This window comes from Streptomyces sp. NBC_00190, assembly GCF_036203305.1.
In the GTDB taxonomy this organism is placed as follows: Bacteria; Actinomycetota; Actinomycetes; order Streptomycetales; family Streptomycetaceae; genus Streptomyces.
Genome location: NZ_CP108131.1, coordinates 1,225,607 through 1,243,232, shown reverse-complemented (window position 1 = coordinate 1,243,232; position 17,626 = coordinate 1,225,607). Strand labels below are relative to the sequence as shown.

Here is a 17,626-nt window from a genome sequence, read left to right as displayed (position 1 = left end):
GCCGGTGGGAGCGATCAGGCCCGCACGGCGGCCGTCCGGTGCTCCTCGCGGCGGCGCAGCAGGTCACAGCTGGCCGGGTCGGCGGGGAGGAAGGCCTCCAGGTGCAGCTCGGCGAGCGTGACGTCCACGGCGGTGGCGAAGGAGGTCAGGGTGGTCAGCAGCCGTAGCTCCCCGCCCTCGGTGCGCAGCCGCAGCGGCACGGCGAAGCCGAGGTGGTCCGGCCCGGGCGGCGCCGGCGCCGGCAGGTAGCCGCGCAGTTCGGCCAGGAGCAGGTCGAGCTCGGGATCGGGATGGGCCAGGGCCCGTACGCGCAGGTTCTCCACGATGTGCCGCCCCCACGCCGCCAGGTTCACCACGCGCGGTGCCATGCCCTCGGGGTGCAGTGCGAGGCGCAGTACGTTCACCGGAGGAGCGAGCAGGTGCGCGGCGGCGCCCTCGGTGAGCACCTCGAACGCGGGGTTCGCCAGCACGAGTTCGCCCCGCGCCCCGCAGACCACCGCCGGATACGGCAGATGCCCGGTCAGGATGGAGCCCAGGGCCCTCATGGCCGGTTCGACGGCCGAGCCGTCGCGCGGCGACTCGGCGTACGCGGGCGCGTAACCGGCGGCCAGAAGAAGGGAGTTGCGCTCGCGCAGGGTCAGCCGGAGGGACTCGGCGAGCCGCACCACCATCGCCCGCCCCGGCACCGAGCGGCCGCTCTCGATGAAGCTGAGGTGGCGCTGGGTCGTACCGGCGAGCGTGGCCAGTTCGAGCTGGCTCATGCGCCGCAGCGCCCGCCTCCTGCGCACCTCGCGGGAGAAGGCGGAGGGCTCGGCGGCTGCGGTGGTGGTGGCCATGACCCCTTTCTAGCCGCTGCCCGGCGGACCCGGCGATTCCCCGGAGGGAATTGCCGCGCGTGTCCCGGCCCCGGAGCATCGGCGGTGACCGGCCGGACGCGGCACGGACACGCCGACACACGACACCGCCCTGGAGGCCGGGATGCGCGCGTACCACCTGGAAACGTTCGGTGACATCGAGGGGATCGTGCGGCGCGACACCGGATCCGCGGTACCGGAGCCGGCCGGACCGGCCGACATCGTGGTCGCGGTGCGCGCGGCTTCGCTCAACCGGCGTGACCTGCTGATCCTGAACGGGCGCTACCCGCTGCCCGCCGTGCCCGGCGTGGTCGCGCTCAGCGACGGCGCGGGCGAGGTGGTCGCGGTGGGGGAGGCGGTCACCCGGTTCGCGGTCGGCGACCGCGTCGCCGGCACGTACTTCCCGCGTTGGCGGTCCGGCCGGATCACCCCGGACGCCCTGGACCAGCCCGGCTGCACACTCGACGGGATGCTCGCGGAGTACGCCGTACTGGACGAGCAGGCGGCCGTACGCGTCCCCGGCCACCTGACCTGGGAGGAGGCGGCCACGCTGCCGTGCGCGGCGGTGACCGCCTGGAGCGCGCTGACCGGTGGCGAGCCGCTGCTGCCGGGCCGGACCGTACTGACCCTCGGCACCGGCCCGGTCGCCCTCTTCTCCGTGCAGTTCGCGAAGCTGCTGGGCTGCCGGGTCGTGGCGACCACCTCGGACGCGGACAAGGCCGACCGGCTCAAGGCCCTGGGGGCCGACGAGGTCGTCGACTACGTGAGAATCCCCGAATGGGGCGCGAAGGTGAAGGAGCTGACCGACGGCCGGGGCGCCGACCTGGTCGTCGAGACGGGTGGCCCGGAGACCATCGAGCAGTCGGTGCGCGCCAGTTCCCTCTACGGCGAGATCGCCCTGCTCGTCACGGGCAGCACCCGCAAGGCCGGGATCGAGGTCTCGCACGCGGCGTACGCGTCGAGCCTGGCGACGATCCGCCGCGTCTTCGTCGGCAGCCGGGACCGGTTCGAGGACATGAACCTGGCCGTCGCCGCCCACGAACTCCGTCCGCGGGTAGGCCGCGTGCACTCCTTCGAGGAGGTGCACGCGGCCTACCGCGGCTACGTCGCCGACCCGCCGTTCGGCAAAGTCGTCATCCGTGTGGGGAGTTGAGGGTCCGGGTGCGGGACCGCGCGGTCCCGTCGCGCCGGAGCCTACGCGTCGGCGCTCTCGCCGTCCTCCGGGATGCTGACCAGCCAGCGCGTCTCCCGCCGCGGCCGCAGGTACAGCGCCCAGTACACGGTGGCCGCGGCGGTGATCCCGCCCGTCCACAGCAGGTACTGGGTTTCCTGCTGGGTCAGGATGTACGCGAGTACGGCGATCAGCGCGATCGGCACGGCCGGCCACAGCGGCATCCGCCAGGCGGCCGCGTCGCGGTGCGCCCCGCGCCGGCTGAACAGCGCGGCCACCGCCACCAGCAGGTACATGCCGGTCACCGAGACGCCGGTGACCCCGTACAGGGTGTCGAGGTTGACGAAGCACATCGCCGCGCCCGGGACACCGACGAGCAGGGTCGCCACCCATGGCGAGCCGAAGCGGCCGAGCTTGGACAGGGCGTTGTTGACGGGCCGGGGCCAGGCCTTGTCACGGGCGGAGGCGAACAGCACCCGGGAGTTCTGGATGACCATGACGATGCCCGCGTTGACGATGGCGAGGGCGACGCACAGGCTCACGAAGGTGCCGACGGCCGAGTTGGACCAGGCGGTCACCATCCCGCCGAGGTCGCCCGCGGCCAGCGCGTCCAGGTCCGGGGCGCCCATGGTGATGGCGATGACCGGCACCAGGATCACGGCGGTGGAGATGGCGAGCGTCGCGAGCACGGTCCGGGCGACGTTGCGCCGCGGGTTCTCCAGCTCCTCCGAGAGGTAGACGGCGGTCGAGAACCCCTGGGTGATGAAGAGGGCGATGGCGAGCCCGGAGACGACCATCATCGCGGTGACGGTGGACGTGCCGCCGCCCTCGGCGGCGACCGTGCCGTGCACCAGCGCGTCGGCGCCCCGCTCGCCGTGCGCGAAGCCCAGTACGGCGACCATGGCGGCGGCGACCACCTCCAGGACGAGGAAGATGCCGGTGATCCAGGCGTTGGCCCGCAGGTCGAGGAGACCGGCGAGGGTGGCCAGCAGCATCACGCCGCCGCCCGCGACCGGAGCCGGGATGTCGATCACCGGGGCGAGGTAGTCGGCCGTGCCCATGGCGATCACGGGCGGCACGATCATGACGACCAGCAGGGACAGGACGAACACCAGCCAGCCCGCGAGCCGGCCGGCCAGCGTGGAGACCATGGCGTACTCGCCGCCCGCGCTGGGGATGAGGGTGCCCAGCTCCGAGTAGCAGAACGCGACGCCGATGCAGAGCAGTGAGCCGATCGCGATGGTGAGGGCGGTCCAGGTGCCGAGGCTGGAGAACAGGTCGGGCACGACGACGAAGAGGGTCGAGGCAGGCGTCACGCAGGAGAGCGTGAGCAGAGTCCCGCCGACGACGCCGATGGAACGCTTGAGCTTCTGCGGGACGGGCCCGGTGGCGGGGGCGAGGGCCTGTGGGGCGCTGATCGTGTCAGTCATCGTGCGGGGTTCCGATCGGCAGGTGCGGTGAATGAGCGCGGGAGCGGTATCGCCTCCGAGGCGGTGGTGAGCAAGTAGTTCCGTGGCTCCCGGGCCGACATGCAATCTCTGCGAGATCCGCAGGTCAATAGCTGTCTACCTGCGGATTCCGTCGTCCGGGGCCCCGCCGGACCCGGTCCGCGGCGTAAAGAACCTGTTAACGCTGCACGAGCGGCAGGTGCGGGAACCGCAGCTGCCCCGCCGAAGAATTTTCCTCCGCTTTGCCGGACGCCGGGATCCGCTCCAGGACGCCGCCCGCGAAGACGTCGTAGAGCGGCAGCGTCTCCAGGTGGACGTAGCCGATGTGGCAGTCGCAGACGGTGAGCGGGCAGCCACGAGGGCGCAGCGCCGCCCGGTAGGAGCCGTCGTAGAGGTTGCCCAGCTCCGCCTTCACGAAGTGGCAGCGGCGGACCGTGCCGTCGCCGTCGACCGAGACCACCGACTCGCCCGTGCGGCAGGGCAGCCCCGCCGAGCGGTGCGGGTGGCGGCTGTACGCGAAGAGCGGGTCCAGCGCCGTCCAGTCCGCGGCCTCCGCGTCGGTGTACGTACGGCCCTCCGCCGCGTTCACCCACAGGTACACCTCCGCCGGGAGCTCCGCGCGCAGCCGCCCCGCCTCCGCGAGGTGCTCCGGCAGCCCGACCACGCCCACGCTGAACCGGATCCCCCGGACCGCCAGCTCCCGGCACCGGCCGAGGAAGCGGTCGTACGGGGTCTGCCCCGGGTGGTACGTGCACCACAGCGCGAGCGTGTCCGGATCGGCCCCGGCGGTCCACTCGACGCGGCAGCTCAGGTTGGTCTGGATCGCGACCCGGCGGATGTGCGGCAGGTGCGACAGCTCCACCAGCGCGCGCCGGTACCAGGAGCGGACCAGGCCCTCGCCCCACGGGGTGAACAGGAGCGACAGGCGGTCGCCCGTGTTCCCGGCCGCCCACGCGGCGAACCGTTCCAGCGCCGCGCGGTCCGCGGTCAGCTGCGAGCGGCTGTCCCGCCGCTTGGCGAAGGGGCAGTACGGGCAGTCGTAGTCGCAGGACGCCAGCGGACCCCGGTAGAGCAGCGTCAGGTCCATGGCCGGTGCGGCACCCGGGCCCGTCACTTGCGCTCGTACGCGGCCATCGCGGCCCGTACCTCCGCCGAGAACAGCGCGGGACCCACGGCGTCCGAATGCGCCAGGCCCTCGGGAGTCAGGCGCATCAGGCCCGGTGCCTCCGAGAGCCAGCCGCGCTCCGCGAAGGCCGCCAGCTCCGCCGGGAAGTCCTCCCGCGGGCCGCTGCCGAACCGCTCCCGGTACTCCGCCACCGCCATGCCCTCCGCCTGCAGCAGGGACTGCAGCAGATGCCGCCGACGGGCCTCGTCGCCGTCGATCCACCGGCCGTACTCCGCCCGGGCGAAGTCGGCCTCGGACCGCCCCACGTAGTCGTCGACGATGCCCCGTATCTCCCGCATGTCCACCGCGTAGTCGAAGGAGTAGTGCAGCTCCGCGGTGTACGAACGGGCCCCGCAGCCCAGGCCCACCATGCCGTCCGTCTGGCAGGCGTAGTCGTCGGCGCCCGCCGCCGGGGCCCCGGGGCGGCGGAACATCCGCATCGACACCTGCTCGTACCCGGCGGCCAGCAGATGGTCCCGGCCGGCCCGGTAGAGCCGCAGCCGCTGTTCGTCCCAGTCCGCGGTGGGCTCGTCCGACCGGCGTCCCAGACCCGTCAGGGGCCGCACGTACAGCGGATACAGGTACAGCTCCTCCGGTTCCCAGGCCAGCGCCGCGTCGAGCGAGTACCGCCAGCTGTCCTCGGTCTGGCCGTCGATCCCGTAGATCAGGTCGATGTTCAGGACCGGGATCGCCGCGTCCCGGATCCGGGACAGGGCCGCCTCCACCTCCGCGCGCTTCTGCGGCCGCACGGCCGAGCGCGCCTCCTCGGCCACGAAGCTCTGCACGCCCAGGCTCAGCCGCGTGGTGCCCCGGTCGGCGAGGACGGCGAGGCGGTCCGCGGTGGCGGTGGAGGGCGAGGCCTCCACCGACAGCGGGACCGCCCGCAGATCGGCGCCCGCGCTCTTCTCCGCGATGTCGCAGAGCCGTTCCAGCTCGGCCGCGGTCAGGAAGGTCGGCGTCCCGCCGCCGAAGGCGGCCGCCGCGTACCGCACCGGCTCCCCGTCGCCGCCGAGCGCGTCCCGGACGGCGTTCGCCTGCCGCTCCAGCGCGTCGAGGTACGCCGTGGTCAGCCCCTCGGGCGCGCCGATCCGCGTGAACAGGTTGCAGAACCCGCAGCGCACCTCGCAGAACGGGATGTGCAGGTAGAGGGAGAGCGCGTGCCTGGGCTGCTCCGCCCACAGCTCGCGCAGCGCGGGCCGCCCGGCCAGCGCGCGGTACGCCGTCTTGTGCGGGTACGCGTACACGTAACTCTCGTACGGGGTGGGGGGAACGCTCATCGCAGGGCCTCCTTCGGCTCCAGGAAGAACTGCGCGTACGGGACAGTCCACACCGCCTCGTGTGCCAGCCGGTGCCCGGTGTATCCGTCCTCGCCGTAGGTCGTGCCGTGGTCGGAGCAGACGATCGCGAAGCAGCGGCGCCGGGCGCTCATCGCGTCGAACAGCCGGCCGATGTGCCGGTCCACGTACTCCAGCGCGGCCGCGTGCGTCTCCCACGAGTCCCCGGCCGCGGCCGCCCTGCCCTCCAGGTGGAACCAGTTGGGCTGGTGCAGCGCCGACACGTTCACGAACAGGAACAGCCGCCGGTCCCGCGGAGTTGCGGCCACCACCCGCTCCGCGCAGGCCACCTGCGCCTCGAAGGACGTCGGCGACGGCACCCCGAACTCCGGCTCCCAGTGGCTCTCCTGGAACATCCCGGGCAGTACGGAGCCCAGCGCGGCCTGCTTGTTGAAGAAGCCGACCCCGCCCACGCACACCGTCCGGTACCCGGCCCCGGCCAGTGCGGAGACCAGGTCCGGGGTGTCGAACACCCAGGTGCGCCCGGCCGTGGTCTCACTGCCCGCGAACCGGGCGGCGAACAGTCGCGGATGCGGCCCGGGACCGGCCGGCGTCGGCAGGAAGCCCGCGAACATCGCCTGGTGCGAGGCGTAGGTGAAGCTGCCCGGCGCGTGCCGCCGCTCCCAGACCCCGCCGGGGAGGTGCGCCGCGAGGTGAGGGATCCGGCCCTCGGCCGCCAGCCGGGCGGCGACGTCGAAGCGCAGGGTGTCGAGGGTGACGAGCAGCAGGTCGTCGTGGCCGACGACCTCGTTCATGTCAGGGGCGGGCGGTGAGGGGTGCATGGTGTTCCTGTCGTGCGGATGCGTGTACGGCGGCCAGTTGGGCCGCGTAGGTGTCAAGGCCCGCGGCGGGCGAGCCGGGCAGCCCGGTGAGGTGGGGCAGCAGGTCCCCGAAGGCGTTGACCTCGCCGACGGCGAACCGCCGCCAGCCCGTGGCCGGGAGCAGGTCCACGCCCACGCACAGGGTGCCGGGGAAGACGGCCGCGGCGCGCTCGCAGACGGCGAGGGCGTCCTCGGACCAGCTGCCGCCCGCCGCCGTCACGGCGGCGACGGCGGCGTCGAGGTCGCCGCGGGCGCCGCCGAGGTGCAGGTTGGTCATCGGCCCGGACGCGGTGCGGACCACCGCGTGCGTGGCGCGGCCGCCGATGACCACGACCCGCAGATCGGCCGCGCGGCCGTCCTGCGAGGCCTTCGGCAGCCAGCGCTCGATGTGCAGGCCGTCGGGGGCCAGCGCGTCGACGATCGCTCCGATCGCGCGCTCGTCCTCGTACCGGCGCACCCGCAGCGAGTTGTGCAGCCCGCCGGAGGCGGACCGCTCCACCGAGGTCGTCGCCCGGACGCGGCCGCCCGCACCGGACTCGACGGCGAGGACGCCGGAGGCCGAGGAGCCGTGGGCGAGCTTCACGAACACCCGGCGCGGCCCGGGCCGCGCGAGCACCTCACGTACGTCCGCCCAGCCGCGCACCGGGGGCGCGGCGGGGCCGGAGGTCGGGGAGGGCGGCACCGCGACTCCCGCCGTCTCCAGGGCGTGGTGGGTCAGCCGTTTATCGAACAGCACGGCCAGGTCCCCCGGGGTGGTGAGCAGCCGCCCGCCGGCCGCCGCGACCTCGGCGGCCAGCGCCTCGACGGCCCCGGTGAACCGGCGGTACCAACGGGCGGTGCCCTCCACCCGGGTGGGGTCGGCCGTCCCCCGCAGCAGCCGGTCGACCTCCGGGTCCTCGCCCGGCGAGTCGATCCGTACGGTCTCGCCCGGCCGGAACCGGGCCCCGCCGGCGAGCACCGTCAGCCACGGAACCACCCGGGCGGCCGGCAGTCCGGCGGCGCGGACGGCCTCCTGGAAGAGCGCCACACGGCGGCCCCCCGGATTGCCGACGACCGCGAGGGACGGAGGTCTCACTCCGACACCGCGACGTACCGGTAGATCTCCCCGTCGTACTCGTCTTCCTCGCCCGCGCCGAGGACGAGCTCCACGCCGTGCGGCTCCAGGGCCGCGCGCAGCCGCTCCTGGAGCTCGGAGCCGATGAAGTGGTGGTCCAGGTCCAGGCGGTTCAGGTGGGTGAGCGGCCCGCCCGCGAGCAGGGCGGCCGCGCCCTCGTCGGTGAGGATGCCCATGGACAGGTCCAGGGTCTCCAGCCGGGCCACGACCGGCGCACCCGCCACGGCGGCGGCGACCGCGTCCTGGATCTCGCTGTTGCGCAGGGCGAGATGGCGCAGGGCCGGCAGCCGCGCGCCCGAGAGGATCGGCTCCAGGTCCTGCGGCTCGCTGTCCGCACCGTACTCGGACGTGCCGAGCCAAATGTCGAGAGCCTCCAGGGCGGGCAGGTCGCTCGCGGCGATGCCCCGCACCACCTCCCGGGGCAGCCCTCCCGTCTCCACCACCAGCCGCCGCAGCTCCGCGTGCTTGACCGGAGCGAGGACCAGCCCCTCACCGCCGCGCACCCCGAACTCGCGCAGGCCCTGGAACGTCTCCAGCAGCGGAGTGACGTCCGCCTGCTGGATCCAGGAGATTTCGCACTCCTCGCCTTCGATGTCACCGATGAACAGGGCGCGCAGGAGCGGGAAGTCCGCGGCGGCCGCCACCAGGGTGCTCACGATGTCGGCGCAGGAGGTCTCGTACGACTCCTCCCAGACGCCCACGATCAGGGAGCGGACCTGCCGGGTGTCGACGTCGGCCGTGAAGCGGGCGAAGGCCTCGCTCCAGGTCTCCTCGGTCTCGTGCTCGTCGCCCCGGACCCGCCAGGCCACGGCGTCGGCCGCGGGCAGCTCGACCTCGCCCTCGACGTCCGTGCCCGGGAAGTCGAAGGCGGGCAGCCCGCCCAGTTCCGTGAGGTGTGAGACCTGGCTCATGCGCTGCTCCTGGTGGTGAACGGTCCGCTCGGACGGGCGGACGGTGCGACAGCAGTTCTACCAAGTCCCACTGACAGCGAAGGAGGCGGAGGGGGCGGCGGTGCGTACCGCGGGGCGCGATACTCGACCGGTGGAATCGATCTACCGCAGTACGGCGGGCAGGGAGCTCATCCGCCGCTGGTGCTTCGACCAGTTCGACGCATGGGCGGTACCCCACGAGCGTACGACGGTGAGCGCCAACGGCGCACAGACCCACGTGGTCCTCGCCGGAAGCGGTCCTACGACGGTCGTGTTCGTCCCGGGCACCAACTTCAACGCCGCCGCGTCCCTGCCGCTGGCCACGACCCTGGTCGCCGCCGGCCATCGGGTCCTGCTGGTGGACGTGCCGGGCCAGCCCGGTCTCAGTTCCGGCGAACGTGCGCTCTCCGGCGGCCGGTTGTCCTGGTACGGGGCATGGCTGGGCGAGGTGATCGAGAAGATCTCGCCCGAGCCGGTCGTGGTGATGGGCCACTCCTTCGGCGCGGGCATCGCCCTGTCCGCCGACTCGTCCAGGATCAGCCGGCTCGTCCTGGTCTCGCCCGGCGGGTTGACCAGGCTGCGGTTGACCCCCGCGGTGCTGGCCGCCTCGGCGGCCTGGTTCCTGCGGCCCGCCCCGGCGCACAGCGCCCGGCTCCTGCGTGCCATGCTCGCCCCCGGCCATCAGCCCCGTGAGGACCTGGTGACCTGGATGACGCTGGTTGCCCGGCACTCGCGCTCCAGCGGGGCGCCGGGCGCCGCGGCCCTGCCCGCGCGGTCGGTCTCCCGCCTGGTCGTCACCGGCGAGCACGATGTCTTCCTACCGCCCAGGCGGCTCGTCACGGCAGTGCGCGGCACGCTCGGCACGGAGTTGGGCGTGGTCGCCGAGGCCGGACATCTCGTGGTCGAAGAACGCCCCGAATGCCTGGTCGCCTTGCTGGAGAGCCCGGGGCAGCCTGCGGGCGGCGCGGGCGCGGGGTAGTCGCATCGTTCTCCGGGTCGTCACGCGGCCCCGCCCGTGCGGGACGCGAGCAGCAGGGCGATGTCGTCCGGCCGGTCTTCGTCGCTGCCGGCCTCGGCGATCAGCCGGTCGGCCGTCTCGGTCAGCGGGCCCGGCCCGGTCGCGGCCAGGGCCGCCCGCAGCCGCTCCACCCCGACATCGATGTCGGTGCCCGGCTTCTCCACCAGCCCGTCCGTGTACAGGGCGAGCACCGAGCCGACCGCCAGCCGCAGTTCGGTCACCGGATACGCGGCCTCCGGGTCGATGCCGAGCACGAGCCCGCCCGCCAGGTCCAGGACCTCGGTCCGTCCGTCGGGGTGGCGCAGCAGCGGCTGGGGGTGACCGGCCCGGACGGCCTGGGCGGTGCCCGACGCCGGGTCGAGCACCACGTAGCAGCAGCTGGCGAACTGGCCCGGGTCCAGGTCGCTGAGCAACTGGTTCGTGCCGCGCACCACCTGGTCCGGGGTACTGCCGGCGAGGGCGAAGGCCCGTACCGCGCTGCGGAGTTGGCCCATCGTCGCGGCGGCCGCCACGCCGTGGCCCTGCACGTCCCCGATGATCAGGGCGAGGCGTCCGCCGCCGGTCTCGATGACGTCGTACCAGTCACCGCCGACCTCCATGCCCTGGGTTCCGGGGAGGTAGCGGCCCACCGTGTCCACGTGCTCGCTCCGCGGCAGCCGGTGCGGCAGCAGCGCCGACTGGAGCCCGCGGGCGAGAGCCGCCTCGTTGTCGTAGCGCCGCGCCCGCGCCAGGGCCTGCGCGATCAGCCCGGCCAGGGCGGTCAGCACCGTACGTTCCTCCGGGCTGAAGTCGCGGGGCGCGTCGAAGCCGAGGATGCACGAGCCGACCGGGCGGCCGGAGGCGATCAGCGGGAGGAAGGCGCGGGCGCCGACATGGGCGTCCAGCGGGATGCCCGGATATGCGGCGGCCAGGTGTTCCATCGACTCGAAGAACAGCGGCCGGCCCGTGGTCAGCGTCTCCACGCCCGGCAGCCGCACGTCGAGCGCGACCCCGTCGAAGCGGTTGAGGAAGCCCTTGGGGAAACCGGTCTCCCAGGCGAGGTGCAGGTGCCGCTCGTCGAGCAGGTAGATCGCCAGCTGGCGGCCGCCGAAGGCGGGCAGCAGCTCATCGGTGACCACCGCCGACACCTGGCGGGCCGTGACCGCCTCGGTCAGCGCGATGGCGAGGGCCACCGGCCGGTACAGCGCGGCGGCCCGGTCGGCGGGCGAGTCGAGCTCCGTGCCGGGCTGGATCATCGACGCGGGCGAGTAGGCGGGCTTCCCGGTGGCACTGATCGTCACGGTGACCCCGTCGGCGCTGGGGTACAGGTCCACCGACAGCCATTCCCCGGGCGGCTGCCGGCCGCGCCGGGCCGGGAAGTGCACCGGCTCGGTGGACATGAAGACCGCCCGGAAGTGGTCCTCGTACGCGGGGTGCCTGAGCCAGGGCAGCGCCTCCCACAGCACCCGTCCGCGCAACTGCGCCGGGCCGAGGCCGAGCAGGTCCTCGGCGGCGGTGTTGACGAAGCCGATCGTGCCCTGCCGGTCCACGGACAGCACGGCCTGCGCGAGCCGGTCCACGGCCTCCCGCGCGCCCGGCTCGGCGGCGCCGCCCCCGGCCGGTGCGGGCGGCCGGACGAGGAGGGGGTCGCCTTCCCAGATCACCGGCGCCCCGGCCGCCGTCAGCGCCGCGAGCTCCTGGGCCAGCCGGTCCGCGGTCTCGCGCAGCCGCTCGCGGTCCGCCGTCCCGACCGGGATCCCGGGAGTCGGCTCGCGAAGCACCATCAGGACTCCGAACCGCTCGGTCCCGGCCGTCACCGGCTCGAACAGCGAGGCGAACGGGAAGGGCAGCCCGGCCATCAGCTGGGGAAAGCGGCGCATGGCCGTTTCCACGTCGGGAAGGTGCACGGACTGCCCGGAGCGGTAGGCCTCGGCCACCGGGTAGGGCCGGTTCACGTGCATCCGCCACCAGGGCCGGAACAGCGGCCCCGGGAGCCCCGTGAGCACGGCCATCCGCAGCAGCCCCTCGGCGCCGGAGCGCACGTACACCCCGCCCGCGTACCCGCCTACGGCCGCCACCGCGTCGACGGTGGCCCGGGCGAGCACCTGGGCCGTGGCATCGAGGGCGGGGGCGCCGCTGTCCGGTCTCGCCGTCACACGGTCAGGATGCGCCCTCGGCGGCGGTGCCCGCACCCCGGCGCCGGGCCCGGCCCCGCCCCGTGTCCCGGTACCCGGCCACCACGGCGGCCGAGGCCAGCAGCACCGCCACCGCCACCGTGCGCAGCGCGGTCCCCATCGCGTCGGTGAAGGCGGCGGCCTGCGCCGGATCCGCCGGGTTCCCGTGGAACCGGGAGGCCAGCACCGTGCCGACCACCGCCACCCCGAGGGCGGCGCCGATCTCACGGGCCGCGGTGTTCAGCCCGGAGCCCAGCCCGGCCTGGTGCGGCGGCAGCTCGGCGACCACCGTCAGGGTCAGGGAGGGCGCGCACAGCCCGGTGCCCACGGAGAGCACCAGCAGGTAGAGCGCGTACAGGGCGTAAGGGGTGCCCGCGTCGACGGTGGAGACCAGCAGCAGCCCCGCACCGATCAGGCCGAGCCCGGCGCCGACCGGCAGCCGGGGCCCGATGCTCCCCCAGACTCCGTCCGGGGGGACCCCCACCTGGAGCCGAGCCCCGAACCGGGGCACCAGGACCATGCCGACGGTCAGCGGGACGATCGCCAGGCCGGTCTCGGCGGGGGAGAAGCCCTTCGCGTACTGGAGGTACTGGGCGTTGACGAAGAACAGGGCGAAGAGCCCGAAGAAGGCGGCGGCGATACCGAGCGCCCCGGCTCGGAGCTTCGGCGACGCGAAGATCCGCGGGTCGAGCAGCGGGCGGGCGGCGCGCAGGGCATGGCCGGTGAAGGCCGCGAGGAGGCCCGCGCCGGCGCCGAAGGCGGTCAGCACGCGCACCGAGGCCCAGCCGTACGCGGGCCCCTCGATGATTCCGTAGACCACCGCGAGCAGCGCCGCCGCGAGCAGCGCCGCGCCGGCGGGGTCGACGGCCGCGTCGGGTCGCGAGGGCGTACGCGGGACCGTACGGGCGACCGCGAGCGCGAGCAGCGCGCCGAGCGGGACGACGGCCCAGAACAGGGCCCGCCAGGTCAGGAACTCCCCGGCCAGGCCGCCGCCGACATTGCCCGCCAGGCCCCCGAGGCCCGCGGACAGCGTCCAGGTGGCCAGCGCCCGGCCGCGCCGCTCGGGCGGGCTCAGGTGGATCAGGACGGACATGGTGGCGGGCATGATCAGGGCCGCGCCGGCCCCGCACAGGCCACGGCCGGCGATCAGCACGGCCGGGGCCTGCGCGAGCGCGCTGAGGGCCCCGCCCGCGGCGAACAGCCCGAGCCCGGCGAGCAGGGCGCCCTTGCGCCCGTACCGGTCGCCGAGGGCCCCGGCCGGGATCAGCAGCGCGGCGAAGACGATGACGTAGGCGTCGACCGCCCACAGCAGCTCGCCGGGGCTCGGACGCAGCGTCGACGCGGCGAGCTGCGGGATGAGCAGGTTGACGGCGGCGACCATGCCCTGGGCGACCAGTACGCAGGCGCACAGGACGAGCAGGGCGGGCCGGGTGAGGACGGTCGCGGCGGGCGCGGGCGGTACGACGGGATCCCGCGTGCGGGCATGGCGGAGCACGGCTCCTCCTGGGAGTCGGTGGCAAGGGGGATGGGGCCGAGGCCTCCGCTTCACCGTAGAGTCGAGGTGACCTGCTTTCCAGTGCAAGTTCTGCAAGGGATGAATGCGTGTGACGCAATCCGGGACGGGGTCCGGTCTGGACCTCAATCTCCTCGCCGCTCTGGACGTCCTCCTGGAGGAGTCGAGCGTGTCCCGCGCGGCGGCCCGTCTGCACCTCTCCGAGCCCGCGATGAGCCGCACCCTCGGCCGGATCCGCAAGGCCCTGGGCGATCCCGTCCTGGTCCGGGCCGGGCGGACCATGGTGCCCACCCCGCACGCCCTCGCCGTCCAGGGCGAGGTCAGGGCCGTCGTGGAACGGGCCAGAGCCCTCTTCCTCACCGGCGGGCAGGTGGACCTGTCCACCCTCGCCCGCACCTTCACCGTGCTGACGAACGACGCCTTCACCGCCGTTCACGGAGCCACCCTCCTCACCCGGGTGAGGAGCGAGGCGCCGGGGGTGCGGCTGCGCTTCCTGGGGGAGAGCCACGTGGACGTCCCGGCGCTGCGCGAGGGCGTCGCCGACCTGGAACTCGGCGTCATCGACACGCGTTCCCCCGAAGTGCGCGTCGAGCACTTCTCCGACGAGCGGATGCTGGCCGTGGTCCGGCGCGGCCACCCGCTGCTCCGCGGCCGGGTCACCGCGCGCCGGTTCGCCGCCGCCGAGCACCTGATCGCCTCCCGGCGCGGCCGCCTGCAGGGCCCGGTGGACGCCGCCCTGGCCGAACAGGGCCTGTCCCGGCGAGTGGTGGGCAGCGTGGGCACCTTTCCCGCCTCCCTGTTCGTCCTGCGCGAGAGCGACCTCGTCGGACTGCTCACCACCCAGGTCGTACCGCTCGTCGCCGCGCTGGGCCTGGAGACCTTCGAGATCCCGCTCGACCTGCCGGAGCTGACCTTCGGCATGGCCTGGCACCCGCGCCACGACGCGGACCCGGCGCACGCCTGGCTGCGTACCTGTATCCGCGAACTGCTGCCGACCGGCGGGCGGGCCGAGGCGGTGAGCCCCGTACGCGATGACCCGGCCGGGCGGCGATAGGCCGACCGCATCCCTCGTCCGGGGGACGGCCGGGTGTACGGCCCGTGCCCCGGACGCGTCGCGGGGCACGATACGCACGCGTCCCACCCGTCCCGTCCGCCCCACCCACCCCACCGGCAGGCCACCGGAAGGCAGAGCATGCGGTTCCAGTACGACACCATCGGCGAGCGCTACGCGGAGTCAAGGACCACCGCGGCCTTCTCGGCGGCCGACACCTACACCCTGCACGGAGCCATCGACGCGCTCGGCGGGGTACGCGGGCTCGACGCCCTCGACCTCGCCTGCGGGTACGGCTTCAACACCCGGCTGCTCGCCCGCGGCGGCGCCCGGCGCACCGTCGGCGTGGACATCTCGGAAGAGATGATCACGCTGGCCCGCGAGCACGAGGCGGCGAAGGACCGGCCCGCCACCGAGAACATCGAGTACCTCGTCGCCGACGCCGCCGGCCTGAAGGGCCTCGGCCCCTTCGACCTCGCCACCGCCCTCTACCCCTTCCACCACACGCCCGACCGTCTGGAACTGCACGCGGTGTTCCGGTCGGTCCGCGCAAGCCTGCGCGCGGGCGGACGGCTGCTCGCCATCGTGCCCAACGCCGGGGCGTTCCCGCACGTGGACTGGTCGCCGTACGGGGTCCGCATCCTCGACCGGGTGGTGAGCGGCGACGCGCCGCTGCTGAAGGCGCACCTGCTGACCGACCCGCCCTTGCCCTTCGAATTCCGCGAGTGGTCCCACGCCGACCTCGCCGAAGCCGCCGTCGAGGCGGGCTTCAGTACGGTCGGCTGGCAGCCGAACCGCACCCCGCCCGCCGATCACCTACGCGACGAGGCGTACTGGACGGCGTACCGCGCCTGGCCGATCAGCTCGCTGATGACCTGCGTGGCGTAGGTCCGGTGTCACAGCTCCGCCGCCGCCGACCGGATCAGCTCGACGATCCGGTCGCGCGCCGCCCGCCCCTCCGGCAGCGGCAGCAGCGGGTAGCCGTGCGGCAGCCCCGCCTCCTCGTGGAACTCCACCTCCACCCCGGCCGCGCGCGCCCGGCGCACCAGTTCCCTGCTGTCCGTGGTCAGCACGTCCCGGGTCCCGGTGAACACCGTCAGCGGCGCCAGCCCCTCGAAGGACCCGTGCAGCGGGCTCACCCGGGGATCGTCGGCGGCCAGGGTCCCGGCGTAGAGGCGCCCGGCCTCCCGCAGCCCCGGGAGCCCCAGCACCGGATCGGCCGCCTCGATGCCCGCCTGGTCCGGATGGCTCATGGTCACGTCCAGCCACGGCGAGATCAGCACGATCCGGGAGGGGCGCGCCCCGGTGCGTTCGCGCAGCCGCTGGGCGGCGGCCAGCGCCAGCCCGGCGCCTGCGGAGTCGCCGATGAGCACCGTCCCGCCCGGGCCGCCGCTCTCGATGAGACCGCTGAGCAGGTCGGCGGCGACCGGGACCGTCCGGTCGGCCGTCCCGCGCGGGGCCAGGATGTAGGCGGGTACGACGACACGCGCCCGCGCCTGTGTGACCAGGGTCCGCACCATCGCCCAGTGCGGGCGGACCAGCTCGCCCACGTAGGCGCCGCCGTGCACGTACAGCACCTGGGCCACCGGCTCGGTCCCGCGCGGGGAGACGTCGTACACCGGCCACGCCCCGACGAAGGTCCGCGAGACGTCCGCGATCCGGCCCAGACGGCGCGGCGGCAGATGGGAAGCGGGCCGTCGGGCGGACTGGGCCACCCGGCTCCTCACCGCCTCCGCACTCGCGAACCGTCTTCGCCGTCCCGCCGCGATCAGCGCCACCGACAGTGCCCTGCTGCGCAGACTCGGCACGCCCCTCACCTCCCCTTTTCCCCTGGCCGTCGCCAGCCCCCACCCCGTCACGTGAGGAGCATAGGCGTGAAGCTGGGCTGTCGGCCCGCTTAAGAAAGTCTCGATGGACTGATCACCGTGCCCCTCGGCAGATTGGTTCCGTTCACCGACGCCGCCCGCGCCCCCGCGCTCGCGGCGCTCCCTTCCGCATGCCTGGAGCCACCCCATGAAGGCACTCGTCAAGCACAAGGCCGAGCCCGGGCTGTGGCTCATGGACGTCCCCGAGCCCGAGTACGGCGCCGGCGACGTGCTGATCAAGGTGCTGCGCACCGGCATCTGCGGAACCGACCTGCACATCCGCGCCTGGGACGGCTGGGCGCAGGGCGCCGTCAAGACCCCGCTGGTCCTCGGCCACGAGTTCGTCGGCGAGGTCGCCGCCCTCGGCGCGGACGTCCGCGACATCGAGATCGGCGCGCTGGTCAGCGGCGAGGGACACCTGGTGTGCGGCAAGTGCCGCAACTGCCTGGCCGGGCGCCGCCACCTGTGCCGCAGCACGATCGGGCTCGGTGTCGGCCGCGACGGCGCCTTCGCCGAGTACGTGGTCCTGCCCGCGCAGAACGTGTGGGTGCACCGGACCGCCGTGGACCTGGACGTCGCGGCGATCTTCGACCCGTTCGGCAACGCCGTGCACACCGCGCTGTCCTTCCCGCTGGTCGGCGAGGACGTACTGATCACCGGCGCCGGCCCGATCGGCATCATGGCGGCGGCCGTGGCCCGGCACGCGGGCGCCCGCAACGTGGTCATCACCGACGTCAGCCCCGAGCGGCTGGAGATCGCCCGCAAGGCCGGCGCCACGCTCGCGGTGAACGTCGCCGAGTCCTCCATCGCCGCGGCGCAGGCGCAGCTCGGTCTGCGCGAGGGCTTCGACATCGGCCTGGAGATGTCCGGCCGCGCCGAGGCGATGCGCGACATGATCGACAACATGACGCACGGCGGCCGGATCGCCATGCTGGGCCTGCCCGCGCAGGAGTTCCCGGTGGACTGGGCCAAGGTCGTCACCTCGATGATCACGATCAAGGGCATCTACGGCCGCGAGATGTTCGAGACCTGGTACGCGATGACGGTGCTGCTGGAGGGCGGGCTCGACCTCAGCCCGGTCATCACCGGCCGCTACTCGCACCGCGACTTCGAAGCGGCGTTCGACGAGGCCTCGACCGCCCGCAGCGGCAAGATCATCCTGGACTGGACGGCGTAACCGCCGCCCGCCA

General features: G+C 74.0%; 15 protein-coding genes. 5 read left to right on the top strand and 10 right to left on the bottom strand.

Translation table 11 applies throughout. The features are described 5' to 3' along the window. Positions 1 to 14 precede the first annotated feature (14 nt). Positions 15 to 836: a helix-turn-helix domain-containing protein gene (locus OG429_RS06200; RefSeq protein ID WP_328924276.1), complete on the bottom strand. Its 822-nt coding sequence runs from the start codon at positions 834 to 836 to the stop codon at positions 15 to 17. A 142-nt stretch (positions 837 to 978) separates the two neighbouring features. Here OG429_RS06200 and OG429_RS06195 point away from each other — a divergent pair, with 142 nt between their 5' ends. Then, the gene (locus OG429_RS06195) at positions 979 to 2,007 is read left to right on the top strand and encodes a zinc-dependent alcohol dehydrogenase family protein (RefSeq protein ID WP_328924275.1); all 1,029 of its coding nucleotides are present in this window, start codon (positions 979 to 981) and stop codon (positions 2,005 to 2,007) included. 41 nt (positions 2,008 to 2,048) lie between these two features. Here the strand turns inward: OG429_RS06195 and OG429_RS06190 are convergent, their stop codons facing one another. From OG429_RS06190 to OG429_RS06165, 6 genes are all read right to left on the bottom strand, one after another. Next, on the bottom strand, positions 2,049 to 3,455 hold the full coding sequence (locus tag OG429_RS06190; protein WP_328924274.1) for an APC family permease: 1,407 nt from the start codon (positions 3,453 to 3,455) through the stop codon (positions 2,049 to 2,051). Positions 3,456 to 3,651: 196 nt separating this feature from the next. Next, entirely contained in the window at positions 3,652 to 4,560 is a 909-nt protein-coding gene (locus OG429_RS06185) for an STM4011 family radical SAM protein (protein ID WP_328924273.1), read from the bottom strand. Between the two features lie 23 nt (positions 4,561 to 4,583). Next, positions 4,584 to 5,915, bottom strand: coding sequence for an STM4012 family radical SAM protein (locus OG429_RS06180; RefSeq protein WP_328924272.1), 1,332 nt, complete (start codon positions 5,913 to 5,915; stop codon positions 4,584 to 4,586). Further along, positions 5,912 to 6,727 (bottom strand): STM4013/SEN3800 family hydrolase, encoded by an 816-nt coding sequence (locus OG429_RS06175; protein ID WP_328930174.1) that lies wholly within the window; start codon positions 6,725 to 6,727, stop codon positions 5,912 to 5,914. The genes OG429_RS06180 and OG429_RS06175 overlap by 4 nt, the downstream gene beginning before the upstream one ends. A gap of 1 nt (position 6,728) precedes the next feature. Then, positions 6,729 to 7,868: an STM4014 family protein gene (locus OG429_RS06170; RefSeq protein WP_328924271.1), complete on the bottom strand. Its 1,140-nt coding sequence runs from the start codon at positions 7,866 to 7,868 to the stop codon at positions 6,729 to 6,731. Then, positions 7,865 to 8,818: an STM4015 family protein gene (locus tag OG429_RS06165; RefSeq protein ID WP_328924270.1), complete on the bottom strand. Its 954-nt coding sequence runs from the start codon at positions 8,816 to 8,818 to the stop codon at positions 7,865 to 7,867. The genes OG429_RS06170 and OG429_RS06165 overlap by 4 nt, the downstream gene beginning before the upstream one ends. A 130-nt stretch (positions 8,819 to 8,948) precedes the next feature. Between OG429_RS06165 and OG429_RS06160 the strand changes: the two genes are divergently transcribed. Continuing rightward, positions 8,949 to 9,815, top strand: coding sequence for an alpha/beta fold hydrolase (locus tag OG429_RS06160; protein WP_328924269.1), 867 nt, complete (start codon positions 8,949 to 8,951; stop codon positions 9,813 to 9,815). 20 nt (positions 9,816 to 9,835) lie between these two features. Here the strand turns inward: OG429_RS06160 and OG429_RS06155 are convergent, their stop codons facing one another. Further along, positions 9,836 to 11,989: a SpoIIE family protein phosphatase gene (locus tag OG429_RS06155; protein ID WP_328924268.1), complete on the bottom strand. Its 2,154-nt coding sequence runs from the start codon at positions 11,987 to 11,989 to the stop codon at positions 9,836 to 9,838. Positions 11,990 to 11,993: 4 nt separating this feature from the next. Further along, positions 11,994 to 13,502 (bottom strand): MFS transporter, encoded by a 1,509-nt coding sequence (locus tag OG429_RS06150; RefSeq protein WP_328924267.1) that lies wholly within the window; start codon positions 13,500 to 13,502, stop codon positions 11,994 to 11,996. 103 nt (positions 13,503 to 13,605) lie between these two features. On the opposite strand from OG429_RS06150, the gene OG429_RS06145 reads away from it, so the two are divergent. Then, entirely contained in the window at positions 13,606 to 14,574 is a 969-nt protein-coding gene (locus tag OG429_RS06145) for a LysR family transcriptional regulator (protein ID WP_328924266.1), read from the top strand. A gap of 138 nt (positions 14,575 to 14,712) precedes the next feature. Then, positions 14,713 to 15,459, top strand: coding sequence for a class I SAM-dependent methyltransferase (locus OG429_RS06140; RefSeq protein ID WP_328924265.1), 747 nt, complete (start codon positions 14,713 to 14,715; stop codon positions 15,457 to 15,459). Positions 15,460 to 15,467: 8 nt separating this feature from the next. Here the strand turns inward: OG429_RS06140 and OG429_RS06135 are convergent, their stop codons facing one another. Then, positions 15,468 to 16,379, bottom strand: coding sequence for an alpha/beta hydrolase (locus OG429_RS06135; protein ID WP_328924264.1), 912 nt, complete (start codon positions 16,377 to 16,379; stop codon positions 15,468 to 15,470). Positions 16,380 to 16,584: 205 nt separating this feature from the next. Here OG429_RS06135 and tdh point away from each other — a divergent pair, with 205 nt between their 5' ends. Then, positions 16,585 to 17,613, top strand: coding sequence for an L-threonine 3-dehydrogenase (gene tdh, locus OG429_RS06130; protein ID WP_328924263.1), 1,029 nt, complete (start codon positions 16,585 to 16,587; stop codon positions 17,611 to 17,613). The last annotated feature ends 13 nt before the right edge of the window (positions 17,614 to 17,626 follow it).

Bases quoted from the DNA above. Each gene is read 5' to 3' on its own strand.
- OG429_RS06195 (WP_328924275.1), top strand. From the start codon at position 979: ATGCGCGCGTACCACCTGGAAACGTTCGGTGACATCGAGGGGATCGTG.
- OG429_RS06200 (WP_328924276.1), bottom strand. From the start codon at position 836: ATGGCCACCACCACCGCAGCCGCCGAGCCCTCCGCCTTCTCCCGCGAG.
- OG429_RS06145 (WP_328924266.1), top strand. From the start codon at position 13,606: ATGCGTGTGACGCAATCCGGGACGGGGTCCGGTCTGGACCTCAATCTC.
- tdh (WP_328924263.1), top strand. From the start codon at position 16,585: ATGAAGGCACTCGTCAAGCACAAGGCCGAGCCCGGGCTGTGGCTCATG.
- OG429_RS06165 (WP_328924270.1), bottom strand. From the start codon at position 8,818: ATGAGCCAGGTCTCACACCTCACGGAACTGGGCGGGCTGCCCGCCTTC.
- OG429_RS06180 (WP_328924272.1), bottom strand. From the start codon at position 5,915: ATGAGCGTTCCCCCCACCCCGTACGAGAGTTACGTGTACGCGTACCCG.
- OG429_RS06185 (WP_328924273.1), bottom strand. From the start codon at position 4,560: ATGGACCTGACGCTGCTCTACCGGGGTCCGCTGGCGTCCTGCGACTAC.
- OG429_RS06175 (WP_328930174.1), bottom strand. From the start codon at position 6,727: ATGAACGAGGTCGTCGGCCACGACGACCTGCTGCTCGTCACCCTCGAC.
- OG429_RS06190 (WP_328924274.1), bottom strand. From the start codon at position 3,455: ATGACTGACACGATCAGCGCCCCACAGGCCCTCGCCCCCGCCACCGGG.
- OG429_RS06140 (WP_328924265.1), top strand. From the start codon at position 14,713: ATGCGGTTCCAGTACGACACCATCGGCGAGCGCTACGCGGAGTCAAGG.